Below are 17,543 nucleotides of genomic sequence, written 5' to 3'. Positions count from 1 at the left end.
AATTATTAATTTTCTATTCGATTTTTAGTTGTAATAAAATTGTCACATAACTGACTTATACTGCGCTCAGTTATTTTTATCATATTCTCTATATTGAATGAGCTAATGTTTAGCTTGTTGATAATAAGGTTAATTAAGTGGCAACTCTTGTTAGTTCGAATCGAAGCCGTGGGGTCAAAAACTCATTGGCAAAATGGTTAATAACCCTTGGTGGTATTAGCGTTTTGTTTACCCTAGTACTGATTTTTTTATATTTACTTTACGTGGTAAAACCTATTTTTGAATCTGCTCAAATAGAACCGAAAGTTAGTATTACTCTTGATTTAAAAGCTAACGATAAAGTATTGAGCACTGGTGTTGATGAGTTACAAGAGGTGGCTTATCAAATTACAGAAACGGGTAACATAGACTTTTATCATTTAAAAGCTAGCGCACCTAAAGCTGATAATCAGTTTTCTGTTGGTGATAATGCACTTTCAATGTCCTTATTTGCCAGTGATGACCTCAATCAAGAGCGAGTGACTAATGTCGTTAACTCTTTTTCAGCGAATAAAATACTTCATACCGCCAAAGGCAACACGGTGTTAATACAGCCAAGTTTTTATGCTAAATATGCTAATGATACCCGTGAAATTATTCCTCAAGTTAATTATCCTCTAGGTAAAGACTCATTAATCATTGATGAACAACAGGCACCCTTGTCTAACTTAGCCTTTGCAATGGATGATGAAAAGATTGTTTTTGTAGGCTTTACCCAAGATAAACGTTTGATAAAAACTAGCTTTATCGCTGAAGATGATTTTAGCTCTTCTAGTGATGGTGAAGACGTTGAATACGAGACCATTTTTCAACAAATAGAGCTGCTTGAGGGTAAGGTTGATGAAATAAAAGTAACGCCGGATTTAAGTTTAGCATTTATAAGAGTTGCTTCAACAGTATATGTTTATTCGCTTAGTGATGACGACGAAGTAAACCTCAAAGCGACTATCAAACCTACGCTGGATAATAATGGAACTTACCTCACTTCTATGGCACTGCTTTCAGGTAGTAGCTCTGTTTTGCTTGGTGATAGTAATGGTCAAATCAGTCAGTGGTTTGAAGTCGCAACTGAGGCAGGACGAAAATTTAAGCAAATCAGAAGTTTCGATGCGCGCGGAATAGAAGGCCGTAATAGTCAAACATCCAACGCGATAACGACCATTTATACTGAACAATATAGAAAGAGTTTTTATACCATGACCGATAACGGTATGGTCAATGTCTTTTATACCACTAGCTCAGCCCATTTATGGCAAGGGAAGCTTGGCTCAGCACAACCGGAAGCATTTGCAATAGCACCGAGGGCAAATGGTTTGATCATTGTTGATAATGATTCAATAGATGGTAAAAAAACAAACTTACAAGTATTTAGTGTGCACAATGAACACCCAGAAGTGACCTGGCAAGCTTTATGGCAAGAAGTTTGGTATGAAGGTTACCCAGAGCCAGACTACATCTGGCAATCAACGTCAGGCTCAGATGATTTTGAAGGTAAATTTTCTTTAGTACCTATTTCATTCGGCACAATTAAAGCGGCTTTATATGCAATGTTATTTGCTGTCCCTATTGCCCTGACCGCTGCGATATACACTGCTTACTTCATGACACCCGTAATGCGTAAAAAAGTAAAACCTACCATTGAATTAATGGAAGCTTTACCAACCGTTATCCTCGGTTTTCTCGCTGGTCTATGGTTGGCACCATTGATGGAAGAATACTTGCCAGCAATTTTTCTACTCTTTATATTCCTGCCTATATCGACGTTAATAACAGCCTTTGCATGGTATAACTTACCAAACCACTGGAAAGATAAGTTGCCAGAGACATTGGCTCCTCTGTTACTTATACCCGTTATGGTGTTAGCAATCTATGCTGCCTTTGCACTCTCAGGCGTACTAGAGTTAGCCTTTTTTAATGGTGATATGCGCCAATACTTAACGAATGACTTAGGTATCGATTTTGATCAACGAAATGCTTTAGTGGTTGGCATCGCCATGGGCTTTGCTGTTATACCGACCATATTTTCCATGGCAGAAGATGCAATATTTAGTGTGCCTAGTCATCTTACGAGTGGCTCATTAGCGCTTGGTGCTACCCAGTGGCAAACACTGATAAAAGTCGTGTTGTTAACGGCAAGCCCTGGGATTTTCTCTGCGGTTATGATGGGACTTGGTCGAGCAGTGGGGGAAACCATGATTGTCTTGATGGCAACGGGTAATACGCCAATTTTAGACTGGAGTATTTTCCAAGGAATGAGAACACTTGCAGCTAATATTGCGGTAGAGATGCCAGAATCTGAGGTAGGGAGCTCTCATTACCGCATCCTATTCTTAGCGGCTTTTGTTCTATTTATATTTACCTTTATTTTCAATACCGCAGCAGAGTTTGTACGCCAACGATTACGCGAAAAATACAGTTCAATGTAGCACCGTAGGTTATGAATTTTCGACAAGTAGTTTATTTAATGAATTATATAGCTGCTCACTTTTAAGCTGTATGGTCCAATTTGAAGAAGAAAGCACTAAGTTGATGACTATCAATGAGTACTTTCGCCGAATAAATTGGGCTAAACAGCAACAAAGTGTGAAGTTATGAACTAATTATAGAGTTGTTATATGAATAAGTGGTTTAAATCAGGTTCACCGTGGATATGGTTATCAGCAGGTGGCGTAAGTCTCAGTTTAATCTCAGTGTTAGGTCTATTGTGGTTAATAGCCTCTCGTGGACTGTCGTATTTTTGGCCAAGTGAGCTTTATCAATTTGACTTAACTGATGAGCATGGCACAAAGAGTGTTGTCATTGGTGAAATCTATGACAGAGAGCAAATTCCGGTAAGCCAGTTAGCACATTTAGACTTAGTGCTTGAGCCTGACCAAGAGATATTAGAACGCCTGTTGATCAAAACAGGTAACCGTGAATTGGTTAGTCTAGATTTTCGTTGGTTGTTAAGTCATAACATTCAAAAGACACAAACCCCCAAAGATTTGGTCGTTGTTGAACGTCGTACTAACGGGAATTTTTATGGATACATAGAAACTGTTGTCGTTGATGGTAAAGAAGTTGCTCTTGAGAAGCTGCCTGAATTATTATCGCGTGTTGATAATTTCCAAGAGCAAATAAACGAATTACAAAAATCAGATATTGGCGCGATAAATTACCAATTAGAACGTTTGCGATTAAAAACGCGCAAATATCAACTTCAAAATAAGCTAACCCCTGAGCTGCAAGCACAAATTGATAGTGAGATAGCCACATTAAACCAAGAATATGCTGAGCTAGAGCAAGAATTACTGGGATATCGAAAAGAAGTATCGCGTGATCATATTGTTATGCGTGCGATGGATGGTCAGCTAGTGACTATCAATTTTGAATACATTCTAAAGGTAACCTTTAATAATCAACTTACCCTGATAGAGAAAATCGCTTTATTCTTTAGTCAAATAGCTTCATTTTTAATTGAAGACCCACGTGAAGCCAACACCGAAGGTGGTGTTTTTCCTGCTATTTTTGGTACCGTTCTTATGGTGTTATTAATGACAGTTATCGTGTCTCCTTTTGGCGTGATTGCTGCAATTTATTTACACGAATATGCAGGCAAGAATGCTTTTACTAAACTTTTACGTATCGCGGTTATCAATTTAGCCGGCGTCCCTTCTATTGTTTATGGGGTGTTTGGTTTAGGTTTTTTTGTCTATATGGTTGGCGGGTCACTTGACCAATTGTTTTATTCAGAAAATTTACCTAGCCCTACATTTGGGACACCGGGGGTTTTATGGTCAGCTTTAACGCTTGCCATATTAACTTTACCCGTTGTAATTGTATCAACTGAGGAAGGATTATCACGTATACCGTCGGCCATGCGCCATGGCTCACTTGCTCTCGGGGCAACTAAAGCCGAAACGTTATGGCGAATAATATTACCCATTGCAAGTCCTGCTATTATGACAGGTATTATTTTAGCCATTGCACGCGCAGCTGGTGAAGTAGCGCCGTTAATGTTGGTAGGTGTTGTTAAAATGGCTCCTAATTTACCATTAGACGGTAACTTCCCATTTTTACACTTGGACAGAAAGTTTATGCATTTAGGCTTTCATATTTATGATGTTGGTTTTCAAAGCCCGAATGTTGAAGCGGCAAGGCCATTGGTTTATGCAACTGCGTTGCTCTTAGTAAGCATAATTGTTGCTTTAAATATGACAGCTGTTTCAATACGTAACAAATTGCGTGAAAGATATAAGATGTTAGAGCACTAGTTTACTTATCTAAATAATTGGCAAGTTGCAATTAGCAATTTTACATTTGTACCTAAATGATTACTGAAAAATAATTAGAGAAACACCTATTATGATTTCTATTAGCCCAAAAATACTAACGCCCGGCTCTGATATAGCCATTGAAAAAAAGTTAGATTTGACTAATTTAACACCAGAACAAGTTGCTTTAGATATTAATAAATTAAATTTGTTCTATGGGAAAAAACAAGCATTAAATAATATTACCATGTCTATTCCAAAAGGGCAGGTAACAGCGTTCATTGGGCCAAGTGGTTGTGGTAAATCAACGCTATTACGCTCTATCAACCGTATGAATGACTTAGTTGATGATTGCCATATTAGTGGCGAGATAAACCTTCATGGCAATAACATTTATGATAAGCATGTTAATGTCGCTGAACTAAGGCGTAAAGTTGGTATGGTATTTCAACGACCAAATCCTTTTCCTAAAACCATTTATGAAAATGTGGTTTATGGATTACGTATTATGGGCGAAAATAATCGACGAAAACTTGATGAAGCTGCCGAAAAGTCATTACGCAGTGCGGCGCTTTGGAACGAAGTAAAAGACAGGTTGCATGAAAGTGCTTTAGGTCTTTCTGGTGGTCAACAACAACGCTTAGTAATTGCCCGAGCAATAGCTATTCAGCCTGAAGTCTTACTGCTTGATGAACCGACATCGGCACTTGATCCTATCTCGACCTTGACCATTGAAGAGCTAATCAATGATCTTAAAAAGCAATTTACTGTGGTAATCGTGACGCATAATATGCAACAAGCAGCACGTGTATCCGATCAAACCGCATTCATGTATATGGGGGACTTAATAGAATACAGTGACACCAATACATTATTTACCACACCACAGAAAAAGAAAACTGAAGATTACATTACTGGCCGTTACGGCTAAAAGTAAGTTAAGAAAGTATGAAAGGAAATAACCATGGATAATTTGCAAATTGGTCGTCATATTTCTGGCCAGTTCAATGAAGATTTAGAGCGAGTCATTAATAATGTTATGCATATGGGGGGCTTAGTTGAAAAGCAACTTACCGATGCCCTTGTTGCCGTAGGCCAATCGGACGTTGATTTGGCGAAACAGGTATTAAGTAACGATTACCAAATTAATGCTTATGAAGTCAGTATTGATGATGAATGTACGCGGATAATTGCTAAACGCCAGCCAGCGGCAGGTGATTTACGCTTAATTATGGCTGTGGTGAAAACAATTGCTGATCTTGAAAGAATCGGTGATGAGGCTGAAAAAATTGCCAAAGTTGCTTTGGAAAGTTTTTCTTCATCACAGCAAGATTTACTAATTAATTTAGATAACCTAGGTCGAGGAGTGCTGGAATTTCTTCAAGCTAGCCTTGATGCGTTTACCAGAATGGATTATGAAACGGCGATTAAAATTCACCAGATGGATGACAAAATAAATCGTGAATATGAAGCGTTAATGCGTCAATTAATGACTTATATGATGGAAGATCCCCGTTCAATTCCACAAGTTATGACAGTTATTTGGTCAGCACGCGCTCTTGAACGTATTGGAGATCGTTGTCAAAACATCTGTGAATACATCATTTATTTTGTTAAAGGTAAGGTTGTTCGCCATACCACAGCAGAAGATATGAAAAACTTATAACATACTTATATCAATAGTGTTCGTTTAAAATTATAATAAATTCAATTGATTAACTCTGTATTTTGCTAACGTTTAGCAAAAAAAAAGCGACATTACAGTGCTTAGTTAATAAAGGCATGCATTTAAGCTGATATTAGCATTTAACATTAGAAGTTAAATGGGGTACTATCCGCGACGAATAGCAATGACGAGAGTTAGACCTACTGGAAACACAATTATGGCTAAAAATTCAATCTTAGGTGTATTTGCAAAATCACCGATAAAACCGTTAGTGAAACATATTCAAATAGTTGTTAAATGTAGTAAACAACTGATCCCATTTTTTGAAGCATGTACTGCTGAAGAGTGGAGTGAAGCGGCTAAAGTACGCCGTAAGCTCTCTAAATTAGAGCAAGATGCTGACGCCTTAAAACGTCAGTTACGTCTAGAATTACCGGGTGGTTTGTTTATGCCCGTTGATAGAGCTGACTTACTAGAACTGGTTTCTCAACAAGACAAAATAGCAAACAAAGCAAAAGATATCGCTGGTCGTGTTCTTGGGCGTAAACTTGAAATACCTGCTAGTTTGCAAGCAGAATTTTGTGCTTATTTATCGCGTTGTCTTGATGCTACGGAAAAAGCAGCTGAAGCAATTAATGAATTAGATGATTTGTTAGAAACAGGCTTCCGTGGACGTGAAGTTGAATTGGTAGAGAAGATGATAAGCCAGTTAGATGCTATCGAAGACGATACTGACGACTTGCAAGTTATTTTACGTAAAAACTTATTAGCGATTGAAAAGGATTTGAATCCAGTTGATGTAATATTCTTATATCAAATTATTGATTGGGTTGGCGATTTAGCTGATCTTGCTGAACGTGTAGGTGCACGTTTAGAAATTCTTCTTGCTCGAAAATAAGGTTTAACTAATGGAAATTATACTTAACTCTGGCAGCACTTTTGTAATTCTTGCTGCTGTTGTTGGCTTCTTCATGGCGTGGGGCATTGGTGCCAATGATGTAGCAAATGCAATGGGCACTTCTGTTGGCTCAAAAGCTTTAACCATTAAACAAGCCATTATCATAGCAATGGTATTTGAATTTGCAGGTGCTTACCTAGCAGGTGGCGAAGTAACATCAACTATCCGTAAGGGGATTATCGACGCCAGTTACTTTATCGATACACCTGAATTACTAGTCTACGGCATGATATCAGCACTTTTTGCAGCGGCAACATGGTTATTAATCGCTTCTGCCTTAGGTTGGCCTGTTTCGACTACCCACTCAATAGTTGGTGCTATAGTTGGTTTTGCTGCGGTAGGTGTTAGTGCTGAAGCGGTAGAATGGAGCAAAGTCGTTGGTATTGTTGGTAGTTGGATCATTACACCATTAATATCAGGTGTTATTGCGTTTATTATCTTTAACAGCGCACAAAAGCTAATTTTTGATACGGATAAACCATTACAACAAGCTAAACGTTGGGTTCCTGCTTATATGTTCCTAGCGGGCTTTGTATTATCACTGGTAACGATCAAAAAAGGTCTAAAACATATTGGCTTAGAAAATGTCAATTTAGGCTTTGTTAATTTTGAAATTAAAGGCGCAGGTGGTTTCTACTTGGCTACCCTCGTTGCTGTTATCGTTGCTATTATTGGTAAATTCTTTATTAGCCGCTTAAAGTTTGATGAGAATCTTGCTAAAGAAGCTCATTACGTTAACGTAGAAAAAGTTTTTGCAATACTGATGATTGTCACTGCATGTGCAATGGCATTTGCCCATGGCTCGAATGATGTGGCCAATGCAATCGGACCTTTAGCTGCCGTAGTAAGTATTGTTGAACAAGATGGACAAATTGCTGCTAAATCAGCAATTGCTTGGTGGATATTACCATTAGGTGGTTTTGGTATTGTTGCAGGTCTTGCCTTATTTGGCCATAAAGTCATAGCAACTATCGGTCAAGGCATTACACATTTAACACCAAGTCGTGGTTTTGCTGCAGAATTAGCGGCAGCTAGTACTGTTGTTATCGCATCTGGTGCAGGTTTACCCATTTCAACAACACAAACCCTTGTAGGCGCTGTGTTAGGTGTAGGTATGGCTCGTGGTATTGCCGCGATTAATTTAGGTGTTGTACGTAACATCGTCGTTTCTTGGGTAATAACTTTACCTGTAGGTGCTGGTTTATCTATTATCTTCTTTTGGATTATGCAGGCTATATTTAGTTAGTCATATAATATCAGAAAACAGAATCAAAAAAGCCGCAACATGTTGCGGCTTTTTTATTCTCTTTTTTAACCATAATCTCTAAAGTACCATGATTAAAAAGCTATCTAATTAACGCGTTAATAAATGATGTTGTTAATTAGGCTTAGCTACGTTCAGTAACTTCTAATAAGTGGTAGCCAAACTGAGTTTGTACTGGGCCTTGTACTGTATTTAAAGGAGCTGAAAAAACAACTTTATCAAATTCAGGAACCATTTGACCTGGGCCAAAGCTACCTAAATCACCACCTTGTGCATTTGATGGGCAGTTCGAATGCTCTTTAGCTACTTCAGCAAAATCTTTACCAGCTTCAATTTCTGCTTTTAAGGCTAAACATTGTTCTTCTGTATCCACTAAAAGGTGGCGTGCACTTGCTTGAGACATACTTCTTTCCTATTTCTGTATTGTGAAATTATAACTAATTCAAAATAATTATAATCGAGCAGAGCTACAGTAACGCATCTAATTTACAATTGAAAGTAAGCGAAATGAAAGTAATTTATTAACCTTTGAATTTACTCATTGATTATAGCTAGGGCGGAGTGTTTTAAACAGCTTCGATGAGATACCACTTTTCTATTGGCTTTTAATTTGAAATATTAATAGCTTAAGCTAGGTAAATGATTTATATAAGGTGAAAGTTTAGGTACCAACATCTCCTTTAAGCAGGTCTGTTCTTTTTGTAAACCAATGCGGCGTAAGTTCGCACTTCAAGCTAAATATAGGTAGAATAGCGGAAATTTTTGATTCACCAATATGTACTGATACTTTACAGATATCGTATGAATACCAAACGCATTACTTTATTAATCTGCTTAGGGATACACTCGTGAGCAATAAACTAGTTCAATTGGTATAAGACAGTAAGGATTACCTATGGCCTCCCTTCAAGATCAATTGCTCAAAGCAGGATTAACTACTAAACAAAAAACACGTCAAGCTAACTCAGCAAAGCGTAAGAAAAACAAACAACAGCGTAGTGGTGTTGAGCATGGTGCAAGTTTACAAGAGCAAGTAAAGCAAGATTTAGCACTTTCAAAAGCTGAAAAGCTTGCAAAAGATAGTGAGCTTAATGAGGCGAAAAACATCGAACTTGCGCATAAAGAGCAGCAATTACGTATCAAGCAAATACTTGAACATCATCAATTAACGGGCGTCAAAGGTGAAAGTGAATATAACTATACGTTCGATAATAAAGTAAAAAAATTAGCACTTGATACTATTACACATAAAGCGTTAGTAAATGGTCGCTTGGCTTTGTGTGGCTTAAATGAAATAACGTATATTGTAACCAGTGAAACGGCAGAAAAAGTTGCTGAACTTGATAAGAGCCTCATACTCGTACAAAACGATAAGATTGAAGCGGAAGAAACCGATGAAAATGATCCGTATGCAGACTACCAAATTCCAGACGACTTGATGTGGTAGAGATACCGAGCAAGCTATTTTTTGTTCGATTACTCTAGGAAAATTTTTTTCAGCTACCGGCTGGCGAATAAACTCTTCGTTGAATGTGCTAGAATATCGGAAATTTTGTGTGCAAGAGAATAAGAGTACATTATTTTATATAATAGTTAATATAAACAATATGTTAACTTTTGATTTGATTAACAAGAGATGTTATTTATTATGTTGATGAAAGCTATCCGTTGGCCAATAGGTCAATTAATTTTATTATTAAATGTTATTTTTTCACCCCGATCGCCAAAACGGGCGGTAAGTGAGCAAGCGAAACTTGACGAGCAAACGAAATCGCTAAGTTTGTACCAACTACCTTCTTGTCCATTTTGTGTGAAAGTACGTCGTACGATGAAGCGTGAAGGTTTGAAAATAGAGCTACGTAACATCAGTGGTAACAATGACTTTAGTGAAGAACTGGTTCGTGAAGGCGGAAAGCGTAAAGTACCATGTTTACGCATTGAAAAAGAAGATGGTCAAGTTCAATGGTTGTATGAATCAAGTGATGTTGTTAGCCATTTACAAGGGTTAACAAAAGCAGCCTAGCGATTAATTAGCTATTAGCCACGAATACTTTATTGAATTGTTCGTGGCAGCCCCCCGTGATAATTATAATGCTATTTTTGAAATTATTTGTCAGAAAATTGTGTCTATTAAGTTAATCTCTTGTTCAGAAAACTTAGTAGGCCCTTATGTTGATAAAAATCCCATCGAGCTCCACATTAAAAACATCCGACATTACCGATGAATCGGTTTATATACAACGCCGTCAACTTGTTAAAAGTATGGGGTTTCTCGGTGCCGGAGCACTCTTGGGCTCAGCCATCTCGCATAAAGCCAACGCTGGATTTTTTGATAGTAAAGACGCCGACGCTAGTTTTAAAACCACAGCATTAAACTACAAAGCAGATAAAGATAACCTTTCTTTAATCAGAACTCCTGAACAGAAGGTTATTAGTCACAATAACTTCTATGAATTTGGTGCACAAAAAAATCAACCCGCCGAGTTATCGCAAAATTTTAAGGTAAATCCTTGGCAGCTAACTATTTCTGGTGAATGTGAAAACCCTATTACCTTAGATTATGATGATTTGACAACTATGTTCGCCTTAGAAGAGCGGATTTATCGACTGCGTTGTGTTGAAGCTTGGTCAATGGTAGTTCCTTGGATTGGCTTTTCTTTAGCTGAATTATTAAAAAAGGTTGCGCCGAACTCCTCTGCTAAATATGTGCTTTTTGAAACGCTTTTTGACCCAGAGCAAATGCCTGGACAAAGTAATAGACGCTTAGGTGGTGGCATCGCATATCCTTATGTTGAGGGACTACGCATTGATGAAGCTATGAATCCATTGACGTTAATGAGTGTTGGTTTATATGGTAAAACTTTACCACCGCAAAATGGTGCGCCAATTCGCTTAGTTGTGCCTTGGAAGTATGGCTTTAAGAGTATTAAATCGATAGTGTCAATTAAGTTGGTGCGTGAACAACCTCAAACGACCTGGAATAAACTCGCCTCAAATGAATATGGGTTTTATGCCAATGTTAATCCTGCACATGATCACCCACGTTGGAGCCAAGCCAGTGAGCGGCGCATCACCTCAGGGGGATTGTTTGCTAAAAATCGCATTGAGACCTTACCTTTTAATGGTTATGGTGAACAGGTAGCGCATATGTATAAAAATATGGATTTAAGTAAGTACTATTAAGGTTCTATGTTTATATGCTTCTCACTACATCGAATAAAGTTATACTGGTAAAGTTTGTTATTCATTTAGCCGCGTTCTTACCTTTACTGAGTTTATATTATCTTGCCTTTAATGATCAGCTTGGTGCTGATCCCGTACAGGAAGTTATTCACTTTACTGGGATTGGTGCTTTTAACTTAATATTGGTAACACTGACTGTTTCACCGATCGCTAAAAGATTTAAGTTGGGTTACCTCCTACAGGTTAGGCGCTTGCTTGGTTTATATTCCTTCTGTTATGCCTTCTTGCACTTACTTAATTTTTTGATGTTTGATTTACAGTTTGCTTGGTCTTTATTTTTCAATGAAGTTGTCAAACGGCCGTACATCACTATTGGCATGGTTGCATTTATTTTATTAGCGGCGCTTGCAGTTACATCCCTTAATCGTATTAAGCGTAAAATGGGAAAGTCATGGCAAAGTTTGCATAATTACAGTTATTTTATCGCTATTTTAGTGTCAGTTCACTTTTATTGGTCGGTTAAGTCGGAAATTCTATTACCGCTGTTTTACATGTCACTCACCTTAATTTTATTAGCATTTCGTTATAAAAAAATTAAAGAATTGATCTTGTCTATATTTGTTAAAAAAATAACATCAAAATAGCTCTTTTTACATTTGTATAACATTACCTTTTTCTATAATCTACCCAGTCTAATTGAGTGTTATATATACAAGTTAATGTTTCACTATAGTGTAATGAAAGGGAAGTTCGAGTTTTATGGCGGAGTTAGTCTGGGACGAGGGAATGAGTGTTGGCATTGATAGCCTTGATAATGATCATAAACAGCTTATTGCCATTTTAGCGCAATTGATGTCGGCCAAAAATGAAAAACTGGGGCCGGAAGGCATTGATGAAATATTTGAACGGCTTGAAGGGTATTGTCAGTCACATTTTGCTCGAGAAGAAGCGCTTTTAGCTAAAATTAATTATCAGCAGTTTGATGCTCATAAACAAAGTCATCAAGCATTTATTAAAAGAATTCCACAGTTAAAGGAACAATGGTTTGCAAAGGGAACTGAGTCAGAAGTTGTAAAAGATAAAGTTATCTTATTTTTACAGCAATGGCTAATCAAACATATTTTAGAGGAAGATCTCGATTATGTTCCTGCGATTCATTGCTTTGAAGAGTTTAGCCGTTATAAAAAAGATAAAAAATCCAAACATCCGTTGTTAAGGCTTTTCTCAGTAAAGCTATCTCAATCTCTTATTTTAAGCCACCGTGTCTTAATTACTACACTAATCCCTGTTGCTGCAACGCTGTTGCTTTGCTTTTTTATTCTTAAAGATAACTACCAACGTTATGACAATATCTCTAAGGTTTTAGGACTAAACTCTGTTATTGAGCAAGTCAATGGTATTACTCACTCATTACAAGCTGAACGGGGACTATCAACCGGTTATACCAGTTCAAACTATAGAAGTTTTGCCGAGCAATTAAGCAAACGACGAAAAAATACAGATGCAAAAATACAGTACTTCTTAGGTTTATTAGATAAATCAGCTAATCAAGAAGTGAAAATCGGTGTTAATCGTTACATGGTTAACTTTCAAAAAATAGTTGAAAATTTATCGCGTCATAGAATGCACTTAGATCAGAAAATAGTTGGTTTTGAAGATACTTATTATGTTTACACAGAATTAATCGAGCAGCTTTTATCTGTATCAGACCACTTGGTTCATATCGAGATAGGTTCGAGTCATGCCAATGATATTTCAGCCATTAATGCCGTATTGCGATATAAGGAGTTTATGGGGCAAATTCGGGCGATTGGTATGAAAATCGATGAAAATCATCAAGATAGTATTTATGATAATGTTGATGTGAGTTTATTGGTAGGTAAACAATTAAATATCCTACGAATATTTGAAAGCTCAGCCAATGCAGGTCAAAAGTTAATTTGCGGAAGTTATTGCAATGCAATATCTCAGCGACAACATTTAGAGTCTTCATATCTGGAAACCATGCAATTTAATGATAAGGATGTCAGAGCTGCAAGGTGGTTCAATGTTATGTCTGAAAAAATAGATATTTTAAATACTGTCGTTGAAAAGTTGATTAGCGAGTTTGATGAACAGATATATAATGAAAGCCAGCAATTAAAAACTGAAGGTTATTTGATAATTCTTGCCATGTTGGTATTTTTACTGGCAGCTATATTTTTTGCGCTAGTATTAAATTACAGTATTATTAGCCCCGTAAGAAAGCTCACGTTTGCATTGAATGATATGTCTGAAGGTCAAAATAACATACACTTTGAAAGTATTGATAGTAAAGACGAAATAGGCTCGATGCAACTTGCTTTTGAAAAGCTGCGCCGAAAACTCCTCCAAGGGGATGTTTATAAAGCAACGGTTAGTCAACAGCAAAAAGAAATCAAGTACCGAAAATCTCAACAGGATCATTTTCAACAACTAGCAATTACCGATGCGCTAACAGGAGCAGTCAATCGTCATCATTTTAATGAAGTGCTTGACCAAGAAATTTCCAATGTTAATAACTATGGCAACCCTTTATCCATAATGCTGTTGGACATTGATTACTTCAAACAAGTAAATGATACTTATGGTCATGGGGTCGGGGATGAAGTCTTGGTCTTATTCTATCAAACTTGTGTTGAAGCTGTACGAAGCAGTGATGTTGTCGCTCGTATTGGTGGTGAAGAGTTTGTAATTGTTATGCCTAATACTACGTTAGACAATGCAGAGAAATTTGCCGAACGTTTACGACAGAAAATAGCAAAACTTGAGATAAATGTTGCTGATAAGCAAATATCCATAACGGTTAGTATCGGGGTAAGTCAATGGAAAAATGATTACTTTACCAATGCTGAAACCTTCGTAGCACATGCGGATAAATCTCTTTATCAAGCAAAAAATAGTGGGAGAAATAAAGTCGTCGCTACTCAACAGTGATTATTTTGTATATATCCAAGGGCTAAAAATGCAGGCTTAAATTGCAATGTGACACTTATCTTCAAGTGGCTTAAGTATATACATGTAAATGAACCTAGATAAGCGACTACTTATCGTCAATAGCTTGTTGTTTTATCAAATTAAATTTAAGGTACTAAGCATTATAGTTCGCTACAGGAATTTCAATGCTTAAGACGTCATCACCACGTAATTTAATTACCTCAGATCCAGATAATAAGTCTACTACTACACTCTTTCGTCAGTTTGACCATAAGAAAAACGTGTTTACATTGATCACCACCAGTCTGTTGGCTTTAGGTTTAACCGCATGTTTACCTAAAGAAAAACAAGATGCTAAGGTTGTCATTAATAAAAACCCTTACCCGAGTACCTACCAAGCGTTACTCACTGAAAGTACATTATTAACCAATGCCACTATACTAACAGGCACAGGGGAGCGTTTAAATAATACTGATATTTTATTCGTCAATGGCAAAGTTGCTCAAGTAGGTGAAAATTTATCAGCTGAGCAAGCCACTGTAATTGATGTGAAAGGAAAGTGGATCACGCCAGGTATAATTGATGTTCACTCTCATTTAGGTGTTTACCCAAACCCAGAAGTTGAGTCACATTCAGATGGTAATGAGATGACCTCTGCTAATACTTCGGAAGTATGGGCTGAACATAGTGTTTGGCCGCAAGACCCTGCTTTTCAAGCCGCTCGTGCTGGCGGCATAACCAGCTTACAGATCTTACCTGGCTCGGCTAATTTATTTGGCGGACGAGGGGTAACGTTACGCAATGTGCCGAGTGAAACAATGCAAGGCATGAAATTTTCTGGCGCACCTTATGGGTTAAAAATGGCGTGTGGTGAAAACCCTAAACGTGTTTATGGTAGTCGAAAAGTATTACCTTCAACGCGTATGGGGAATGTTGCTGGTTACCGAAGTGCTTGGCTTGCTGCCACAGAATACAAACGTGCTTGGGATAAATATGACCGTGATTACAGTGCAGGTGAAAACCCTGAGGCACCTAAACGTGATTTGGCACTTGATACACTGATGGGGGTTTTAGAGGGCGAAATATTAATCCACAACCATTGTTATAAAGCGGAAGAAATGGCAGTAATGATTGACCTAAGTAATGAGTTTAATTATCACTCAGGTACTTTTCATCATGCGATTGAAGGTTATAAAATTGCAGATTTATTAGCTGCGAATGGCAATTGCGCTGCTATGTGGCCAGATTGGTGGGGATTTAAAATGGAAGCTTATGACATGGTAGAAGAAAATGTTGCCATTGTTGATGCGGTTAAAAACTCTTGTGCCGTGGTCCATTCTGATTCAGCGACTACTATTCAACGATTAAATCAAGAAGCGGCGAAAGTGATGTACCGTGCCAATGAAAATGGCTTTGCCCTAAAAGAAGAGGATGCCATTAAATGGATAACTGCTAATGCTGCGAAATCTTTAGGCATTAATGATGAAGTAGGTAGTTTAGAAGCCGGAAAGAATGCCGATGTTGTCGTTTGGAATATGAACCCGTTTAGTGTTTACGCAAAAGCTGAGCAAGTGTTTATTGATGGTGCTAAAGTTTTTGATCGTTTGGATGAAAAATACCAGGCAAAAAGTGATTTTTTACTGGGTCAACAACTAGATAACCACGATACTAATGCTGTTAGCCTAACAGAAAATATTTCAGTAAATAATGCGGCGACTAAGCCAGCAAGCAAAGAATAGGAATCACAATGAAAAATACCCAATTACTTACTTCATTGCGCTATGTTTTGCTTGGCGCACTAACTTTAACAACCTGTGTTGTTCAGGCTGAATCAATCGCAATAACTAATGCTACTGTTTACACGGTAGCGAAAAAAGGCGTGCTATCTCAAGCAACTGTTGTGTTAGATAACGGAAAAATTACTGCTGTATACCGTAATGATGAAGTTCCTGAATTACTGAGTGTCGATACGACGGTTGATGCCAAGGGACGCATTTTAACCCCAGGTTTTATTGCAACGAATAACTTACTTGGTTTAGTTGAAGTAGGTGCAGTATCTAATACACGTGATAGTTCGGATAAAAAAGCCGATATTACTTTCGATGCGAGTTTAGCATTTAATCCTAAATCTACGTTAATTGCCTATGCACGTAAAGGTGGGATTACGAGTAGTGTCGTTATGCCTTATGGTGGTGAAAAAGTTATTACTGGCCAAAGTTTTGTTGTTAATTTATCAGGAGATTTTGACAGCGTGGTCATGCCGAAAAATGCGGTGATTGCTTCACTAGGCTCTTCAGAAAAAGGCTCGCGCGCAACAAAGCTTCAAACATTGAATAATGAACTTGAAGATGCACAAAAAGAATTAACTAACAATGAAAAAGTGAAGGCCAGCAATAAAAAAGACAACGAAGAAAATGAGACTGAATCGCCATCACGTGCTGACGAAGTCATGTATGAGTTATTATCGGGTGATAAGCTTTTAATTGCTTATGCTGATAGGGCGACTGATATCTTAGCATTACTTAAATTGAAGAAGAAGTTTAGTCTGAATTTGGTGCTTGCTGGGGCAAGTGATGCGGTATTGGTAAGTGATGAAATTGCTCAAGCGAATGTTGTTGTGATGATGAGCGCAATTGATAATTTGCCCAGTAGTTTTGATTCATTACATAACTCGCTTACCAATGTTGCTAAGCTGACTGATGCGGGCATAAAAGTGATTATCAGTAATAGTGGTGAAAGTTATAATATCAATCAATTGCGCTTTGATGCGGGGGTCGCTATTGCCAATGGCGTTAGTGAAACTACTGCTTTAGCGGCAATTACTGCCAATGTTGCTGATAGTTTTAACTTAAACTCAGGACGTATTGCCGTGGGGAAAAATGCTGATTTAGTCTTGTGGAGTAGTGACCCATTTGAAATAAGCAGTAAAGTTGATGCGATGTGGATTAATGGAAAAGCTATGTCATTAAAGTCTCGTCAAGATGCATTGCGCGAACGTTATACTGCTGAAACGAATCTGCCAAGAGCGTATACTAAATGATTTTTTAAAATCAAAAGCAGATAATTAACCACATAATTAATGTATGGATATCGAGTGGTTAAACAAGGTTACATTAGTCCCATCTGTTAAGCTTTACTTTTCATATGGGACTTTCTATTTTAGTTACTGCAATGGATACCTTGAGTCATCTGTTTGACTGTATAGTTCGATATAATCATTGCCGT

Annotated in this window: 14 protein-coding genes; 13 read left to right on the top strand and 1 reads right to left on the bottom strand. The window is 37.6% G+C overall.

From position 1 onward, the window contains the following. The first annotated feature begins 137 nt into the window (after positions 1 to 137). The 6 genes from ND2E_RS13700 to ND2E_RS13725 all read left to right on the top strand — a co-directional run bounded on the left by ND2E_RS13700 (position 138) and on the right by ND2E_RS13725 (position 8,162). Complete coding sequence (locus ND2E_RS13700) at positions 138 to 2,465, top strand: ABC transporter permease subunit (RefSeq protein ID WP_033093294.1); 2,328 nt, start codon at positions 138 to 140, stop codon at positions 2,463 to 2,465. Between the two features lie 189 nt (positions 2,466 to 2,654). Continuing rightward, positions 2,655 to 4,292 (top strand): phosphate ABC transporter permease PstA, encoded by a 1,638-nt coding sequence (pstA, locus tag ND2E_RS13705; protein ID WP_033093293.1) that lies wholly within the window; start codon positions 2,655 to 2,657, stop codon positions 4,290 to 4,292. A 91-nt stretch (positions 4,293 to 4,383) separates the two neighbouring features. Then, on the top strand, positions 4,384 to 5,223 hold the full coding sequence (gene pstB, locus ND2E_RS13710; protein WP_033093292.1) for a phosphate ABC transporter ATP-binding protein PstB: 840 nt from the start codon (positions 4,384 to 4,386) through the stop codon (positions 5,221 to 5,223). Positions 5,224 to 5,256: 33 nt separating this feature from the next. Further along, positions 5,257 to 5,958, top strand: coding sequence for a phosphate signaling complex protein PhoU (gene phoU / locus ND2E_RS13715; protein ID WP_033093291.1), 702 nt, complete (start codon positions 5,257 to 5,259; stop codon positions 5,956 to 5,958). 217 nt (positions 5,959 to 6,175) lie between these two features. After that, positions 6,176 to 6,856, top strand: coding sequence for a TIGR00153 family protein (locus ND2E_RS13720; RefSeq protein WP_033093290.1), 681 nt, complete (start codon positions 6,176 to 6,178; stop codon positions 6,854 to 6,856). 10 nt (positions 6,857 to 6,866) lie between these two features. Further along, positions 6,867 to 8,162 carry an inorganic phosphate transporter gene (locus tag ND2E_RS13725; protein WP_033093289.1) on the top strand — a complete coding sequence of 432 codons (1,296 nt, stop codon included), beginning with the start codon at positions 6,867 to 6,869 and terminating at the stop codon, positions 8,160 to 8,162. A 142-nt stretch (positions 8,163 to 8,304) separates the two neighbouring features. Here ND2E_RS13725 and ND2E_RS13730 read toward each other — a convergent pair whose 3' ends face one another. Then, a complete protein-coding gene (locus ND2E_RS13730) occupies positions 8,305 to 8,583 on the bottom strand; it encodes a peptidylprolyl isomerase (RefSeq protein WP_033081198.1) in 279 nt (92 codons plus the stop codon). Positions 8,584 to 9,075: 492 nt separating this feature from the next. Here ND2E_RS13730 and ND2E_RS13735 point away from each other — a divergent pair, with 492 nt between their 5' ends. From ND2E_RS13735 to ND2E_RS13760, 7 genes are all read left to right on the top strand, one after another. Beyond that, entirely contained in the window at positions 9,076 to 9,627 is a 552-nt protein-coding gene (locus ND2E_RS13735; RefSeq protein ID WP_033093288.1) for a DUF2058 domain-containing protein, read from the top strand. Between the two features lie 207 nt (positions 9,628 to 9,834). Continuing rightward, positions 9,835 to 10,203, top strand: coding sequence for a glutaredoxin family protein (locus ND2E_RS13740; protein WP_033093505.1), 369 nt, complete (start codon positions 9,835 to 9,837; stop codon positions 10,201 to 10,203). A 146-nt stretch (positions 10,204 to 10,349) separates the two neighbouring features. Continuing rightward, a complete protein-coding gene (gene msrP, locus ND2E_RS13745) occupies positions 10,350 to 11,363 on the top strand; it encodes a protein-methionine-sulfoxide reductase catalytic subunit MsrP (protein WP_033093287.1) in 1,014 nt (337 codons plus the stop codon). 14 nt (positions 11,364 to 11,377) lie between these two features. After that, the gene (gene msrQ / locus ND2E_RS13750; RefSeq protein WP_033093286.1) at positions 11,378 to 12,007 is read left to right on the top strand and encodes a protein-methionine-sulfoxide reductase heme-binding subunit MsrQ; all 630 of its coding nucleotides are present in this window, start codon (positions 11,378 to 11,380) and stop codon (positions 12,005 to 12,007) included. 115 nt (positions 12,008 to 12,122) lie between these two features. Continuing rightward, on the top strand, positions 12,123 to 14,318 hold the full coding sequence (locus tag ND2E_RS22370; protein ID WP_052056390.1) for a bacteriohemerythrin: 2,196 nt from the start codon (positions 12,123 to 12,125) through the stop codon (positions 14,316 to 14,318). A gap of 185 nt (positions 14,319 to 14,503) precedes the next feature. Further along, entirely contained in the window at positions 14,504 to 16,057 is a 1,554-nt protein-coding gene (locus ND2E_RS13755) for an amidohydrolase (protein WP_052056388.1), read from the top strand. Positions 16,058 to 16,065: 8 nt separating this feature from the next. Next, the gene (locus ND2E_RS13760; protein WP_033093285.1) at positions 16,066 to 17,358 is read left to right on the top strand and encodes an amidohydrolase family protein; all 1,293 of its coding nucleotides are present in this window, start codon (positions 16,066 to 16,068) and stop codon (positions 17,356 to 17,358) included. Positions 17,359 to 17,543 lie beyond the last annotated feature (185 nt).

This window comes from Colwellia psychrerythraea (genome assembly GCF_000764225.1).
In the GTDB taxonomy this organism is placed as follows: Bacteria; Pseudomonadota; Gammaproteobacteria; order Enterobacterales; family Alteromonadaceae; genus Colwellia; species Colwellia psychrerythraea_D.
Note: the sequence above shows the minus strand (reverse complement) of the source record. Positions and strands in the feature narration are given on the sequence as shown.